5 protein-coding genes are annotated in these 5,482 nt (G+C 71.4%); 3 read left to right on the top strand and 2 right to left on the bottom strand.

All coding sequences use genetic code 11. From position 1 onward, the window contains the following. The coding region (locus CA983_RS40150; protein WP_208637144.1) for a PucR family transcriptional regulator ligand-binding domain-containing protein at nt 1-558 on the bottom strand (558 nt) is incomplete at its 3' end. A 161-nt stretch (nt 559-719) separates the two neighbouring features. Here CA983_RS40150 and CA983_RS40145 point away from each other — a divergent pair. From CA983_RS40145 to CA983_RS40135, 3 genes are all read left to right on the top strand, one after another. After that, nucleotides 720-2,183: a sodium:solute symporter family protein gene (locus tag CA983_RS40145; RefSeq protein ID WP_086605620.1), complete on the top strand. Its 1,464-nt coding sequence runs from the start codon at nt 720-722 to the stop codon at nt 2,181-2,183. A gap of 76 nt (nt 2,184-2,259) precedes the next feature. After that, nucleotides 2,260-3,243 carry an agmatinase gene (gene speB / locus CA983_RS40140; protein ID WP_086605619.1) on the top strand — a complete coding sequence of 328 codons (984 nt, stop codon included), beginning with the start codon at nt 2,260-2,262 and terminating at the stop codon, nt 3,241-3,243. After that, a complete protein-coding gene (locus CA983_RS40135) occupies nt 3,240-4,925 on the top strand; it encodes a thiamine pyrophosphate-binding protein (RefSeq protein WP_086605618.1) in 1,686 nt (561 codons plus the stop codon). Before speB ends, CA983_RS40135 begins: the two co-directional genes overlap by 4 nt. A gap of 56 nt (nt 4,926-4,981) precedes the next feature. Here the strand turns inward: CA983_RS40135 and CA983_RS40130 are convergent. Further along, nucleotides 4,982-5,482, bottom strand: a 501-nt coding sequence (locus tag CA983_RS40130; protein WP_107500340.1) for a hypothetical protein, incomplete at its 5' end; no start/stop codon positions are given.

Here is a 5,482-nt window from a genome sequence, read left to right as displayed (position 1 = left end):
CTCCGGCCCGTACAGCACCGCCCAGCCCCCCAGCCGCTGCGCGAGCTGCCGCAGGACCGACGGGACCGGGTCGGGGCGGGAGGCGGCCGAGGCGAGGCTCTGCTGGGCCTCCGTGACGCGGCGGAGTTCGGACAGGCGGGCCTGGGCCATGAGCTGCCAGACCGCGCGGGCCACGCCCGAGAAGGTGGTCTGCGGAGGCACCTCCAGCAGCGGCAGGCCGTACCTCTCGCACGCCGCGACCAGCGCCCTCGGCACCGTGTCGTGCACCGGCGCCACCCCGAAGCCGAGGGCCGCGCCGCCCGCCGCCACGATCCGGGACACGTAGTCGTCGAAGTATGTTCCGGACCCCGCCGCCTCGGGGATGTGCACGCCCGCCGTGAGCAGCAGTTCGCCGCCCAGCAGATACGGATACGGGTCGGCCATCTCGGAGGTGTGCACCCAGTGGACGACCGTGCCGGGGTCGTCCGGACCGGCGATCCGGCGCAGGGCCAGGTCCTCGCGGGCCAGGAGAGCGGACAGCGGGACGGGGGGCGTGGGGGGAACCGTCGAATCCGGCATGTGTGCGTTCCCTCCAGCCAGTGCCGCTCAGATGGATGAAACGTACACTTCGCAGTCGCTTTCCGGCCACCTAGGGTCAGTGCTCGTCAACCTCGTCAACCTCGTCAACCTCGCCCGCCACGACCGAGCCCCGCGCCATGTGCGTGCGCGAAGGAGGCCCCATGGCCGTCGACTACCTCGTGATCGTCGTCTACCTGGCCGGCATGCTCGCCATGGGCTTGTGGGGCATGCGCCGCGCCCGGTCCAAGAGCGAGTTCCTGGTGGCCGGCCGCCGGCTCGGCCCGGCCATGTACTCCGGCACCATGGCGGCGATCGTCCTCGGCGGCGCCTCCACCATCGGCGGTGTGGGGCTCGGCTACCAGTACGGCCTGTCCGGCGCCTGGATGGTCTTCACCATCGGCCTCGGTCTGCTCGCCCTCTCCGTCTTCTTCTCCGCCCGCATCGCCCGGCTGAAGGTCTACACCGTCTCCGAGATGCTCGACCTGCGCTACGGGGGCGGCCGGGCCGGCGTCATCTCCGGTGTCGTCATGTGGGCGTACACGCTCATGCTCGCGGTGACCTCCACCATCGCCTACGCCACGATCTTCGACGTCCTGTTCGACATCAACCGCACGCTCGCGATCGTCCTCGGCGGCTCGATCGTCGTCGCGTACTCCACCCTCGGCGGGATGTGGTCGATCACCCTGACGGACATGGTGCAGTTCGTCGTGAAGACCATCGGCGTGCTGCTCCTGCTGCTGCCGATCGCCGTCGTGAAGGCGGGCGGCTTCGCCGAGATGAGGGCCGAGCTGCCCACCGGCTACTTCGACCCGCTCGGCATCGGCGGCGAGACGATCTTCACCTACGTGCTGATCTACACCTTCGGCATGCTCATCGGGCAGGACATCTGGCAGCGCGTGTTCACCGCCCGCAGCGACCGGACCGCCAAGTGGGGCGGGACCGTCGCCGGCACCTACTGCCTCGCCTACGCCCTCGCCGGTGCCGTCATCGGTACGGCGGCCAAGGTGCTGTACCCGAATCTCGGCAGCGCGGACGACGCCTTCGCGACCATCGTGAAGGAGGAACTGCCCGTGGGAGTGCGGGGGTTGGTGCTGGCCGCCGCCCTGGCCGCCGTGATGTCGACGTCCTCCGGCGCGCTGATCGCCTGCGCCACCGTCGCCAACAACGACATCTGGTCCCGCCTGCGCGGGCTCGGCAGGGCACCGTCGGACGACCATGACGAGGTGCGGGGCAACCGGGCCTTCATCCTGCTCATGGGCATCGCCGTCATCGGCACGGCCATCGCGATCGACGACGTCGTGGAGGCGCTGACCGTCGCGTACAACCTCCTCGTCGGCGGTCTGCTCGTGCCGATCCTCGGCGGGCTGGTGTGGAAGCGGGGCACGGTGTACGGCGCCCTCACCTCCGTCGTGGTCGGCGGAATCGCGGTCATCGTGCTGATGGCGACGCACGGCATCCTCGCCAACGAGCCCGTCTACTACGGCCTGCTCGCCTCGCTCGCCGCGTACGTGATCGTCTCCCTGGCCACTCCGGCCACCGACGCCGCCGTCCTCGCCACCTGGCGCGAGCGGCTCGCCGGACGGTCCCCCGAACTCTCGTCCGAACCGGTCACGGCTCCCCAGTAGAGTCGTAGAGCAGTCCGCACATAGCAGCACACAGCAGTACATACGCGATGAAGCGTAGGAGAGAAGGCATTTCCTCATGAGCAGCAACGAGACTCCCCGCGGGCCCGTCGACTCGTCCCGCGTCCCGCGGTACGCCGGTCCCGCGACCTTCGCCCGGCTGCCCCGGCTCGACGAGGTCGGCGGACGGGCCGATGTCGCCGTGGTGGGCGTGCCGTTCGACTCGGGTGTCTCGTACCGGCCGGGCGCCCGCTTCGGCGGCAACGCGATCCGTGAGGCGTCCCGGCTGCTGCGCCCGTACAACCCGGCGCAGGACGCCTCCCCGTTCGCCCTCGCCCAGGTCGCGGACGGCGGCGACATCGCCGTGAACCCGTTCAACATCAACGAGGCCGTCGAGACCGTCGAGGCCGCCGCGGACGACCTGCTCGGGACGGGCGCCCGCCTGATGACCCTCGGCGGCGACCACACCATCGCGCTGCCGCTGCTGCGCTCGGTGGCGAAGAAGCACGGCCCGGTGGCCCTGCTGCACTTCGACGCCCACCTCGACACCTGGGACACCTACTTCGGCGCCGAGTACACGCACGGCACCCCGTTCCGGCGCGCGGTGGAGGAGGGCATCCTCGACACCTCGGCGCTGTCCCACGTGGGCATCCGCGGCCCGCTCTACGGCAGGCAGGATCTCACCGACGACGAGAAGATGGGCTTCGGCATCGTCACCTCGGCGGACGTCTACCGGCGCGGCGCCGACGAGGTCGCCGACCAGCTCCGCCAGCGCATCGGAGACCGCCCGCTGTACATCTCCATCGACATCGACTGCCTCGACCCGGCCCACGCGCCCGGCACCGGCACGCCCGAGGCCGGCGGCATGACCTCGCGCGAGCTGCTGGAGATCCTGCGCGGGCTGGCGTCCTGCAACCTGGTCTCGGCGGACGTCGTCGAGGTGGCCCCCGCGTACGATCACGCGGAGATCACGTCGGTGGCCGCGTCCCACACGGCGTACGAACTGACCACGATCATGTCGCGCCAGATCGCCGCGGCCCGGAAGGACTCGGAAGCGCAGTGACTCACGACCACGACCTGGTGCTCCGCCCGACGCCCGCCCAGACGGAGGCCGCCCTGAACCCTCCCCCCGGCCGCACCGGCGGAGACCTGGTCGTGGAGACGCTGGCCGGGCTGGGCGCTACGACCGTCTTCGGACTGCCCGGCCAGCACGCCCTCGGTATGTTCGACGCACTGCGCCGCTCGGACCTCAGGTACATCGGCCTGCGGGTGGAGAACAACGCCGGGTTCGCGGCGGACGCGTACGGCCGGATCACGGGTGAGGCGGCGCCGCTGCTGCTGTCGACGGGCCCGGGCGCCCTGACCTCGCTGGCGGCGCTCCAGGAGGCGGCGGCCGCCTCCGCGCCCGTGCTGGCGATCAGCAGCCAGGTCCCGACGGCGGGGCTCGGCGGCGGCCGTCACGGCTATCTGCACGAACTGCCCGACCAGGCGGCCTCGTTCCGGGGCGTGGTGAAGTCGGTCCACACCGTCCGCACCCAGTCGCAGATCCCGTCCGCCATCGAGGCGGCCTGGACGTCGGCGCTGAGCGCCCCGCACGGGCCGGTGTGGGTGGAGATCCCGCAGGACGTGCTGCTCGCGGGGACGGCGATCCCGGTGGTGACCGGCGGCGACGCCTTCCCCGAGGAGCTGCCGCCGCGTCCCGAACTGACCGCCGTGGCCGCCGACCTGCTGTCGAAGGCGGCCCGTCCGGCGATCATCGCGGGCGGTGGAGTCGTCCGGGCGGATGCGTCGAAGAAGCTGCGTCAGCTGGCCGAGACGCTTCAGGCACCGGTCGTCACGACGCCCGGCGGCAAGGGCGCCTTCCCCTGGACGCACCCGCTGTCACTCCAGTCCTGGATGGAGGACCGCCACACCACGGACTTCCTGGAGGACGCGGACGTACTCCTCGTCGTCGGCTCGGGACTCGGCGAACTCTCCTCGAACTACCACACGTTCAAGCCGCGCGGCCGGGTCGTCCAGATCGAGGCCGACCTCGGCAAGCTGGAGTCCAACCACCCGGCACTGGGCATCCACGCGGACGCCCGCCTCGCGTTGCAGGCGCTGCTGGAGACGGTCTCCGAGCGGCAGGACCCGACGGCGCCGGAGCGCGTCCGCGCACTGCTCGCGAAGGTCGCCGAACGCATCGCCGCCCAGGAACTCACCCTGGAGCAGCAGGTGTTGGCGTCGGTGCGCAAGGCCCTCCCCGCCGACTCCCCGTCCTTCTGGGACATGACGATCCTCGCGTACTGGGCCTGGTCGGCCTTCGACGCCAAGGGCCCCAACCACATGCACTCCGCACAGGGCGCGGGCGGCCTCGGCTACGCCTTCCCGGCGGCACTCGGCGCGGCGGTGGCCGACCCGACCCGGCCGGTCCTCGCCGTCTCCGGCGACGGCGGCGCCCTGTACTCGATCGCCGAGCTGGCGACGGCCCGCCAGTACGGACTGAACGTCACCTGGCTGATCGTCGACGACGGCGGATACGGCATCCTGCGCGAGTACATGACCGACGCGTTCGGCGAGGCGACCGCGACGGAACTGACCCGGCCGGACTACGTGGCGCTGGCGGAGTCCTTCGGCGTCCCCGGGGTCCGTACGACCCCGGAGAACCTGAAGCAGGACCTCGCGAAGCAACTCGCGTCGCCGGGGCCCTCGGTGGTCCTGCTCCCGGCCGTACTGCGGATGTTCGCGCCGACGCACCTGGACTGAGCGCCGGCCATCCGCTGGGGGGCGGTTTCCTACAGGCGGTCCACGGAGGCGGTTTCCTACAGGCCGTCGCGGACCATCGCGGCGACGAGGTGGACGTGGCGGTCGGCCGCCGTGCTGGACATCTCGTTCTCGAAGTTCAGGCCGTAGGGCCAGAAGTGGCCGCCGCCGGTGGAGATCTTCGCGCCGGAGCCGTCGTACTGCTTGACCAGCGCGGTCGCCTGCCCGCCGGTCCAGGTGCCGCTGCCGCCGAGGCGGGACCAGCCCGAGCTGGTGCCCACGCCGATGGTGTGGGCGATCTCGTGCAGGGCCGTCCGCTCGGTCATGTAGCTGCGGTTGCTGCCGAAGCGGATGGTCCCGTTGATGTTGCCGTCGGCGGTGGGGACGCCCGGCTCGTAGCGGACGGTGATGGTCTTGCCCAGGTCACTGAGGTTGTTGTAGCGGGCCACCGCCGCGTTCATGGCCCGGGTGATGGCGTCGTAGGCGGTGCGCTGATCCTCGGTGGGGTTGCTCGCCCGCACGAGGGACCAGGTGATGGTGGCGGCGGCGCGTTCACGGGC

The organism is Streptomyces swartbergensis (assembly GCF_002148965.1).
Lineage (GTDB): Bacteria > Actinomycetota > Actinomycetes > Streptomycetales > Streptomycetaceae > Streptomyces > Streptomyces swartbergensis.
Note: the sequence above shows the minus strand (reverse complement) of the source record. Positions and strands in the feature narration are given on the sequence as shown.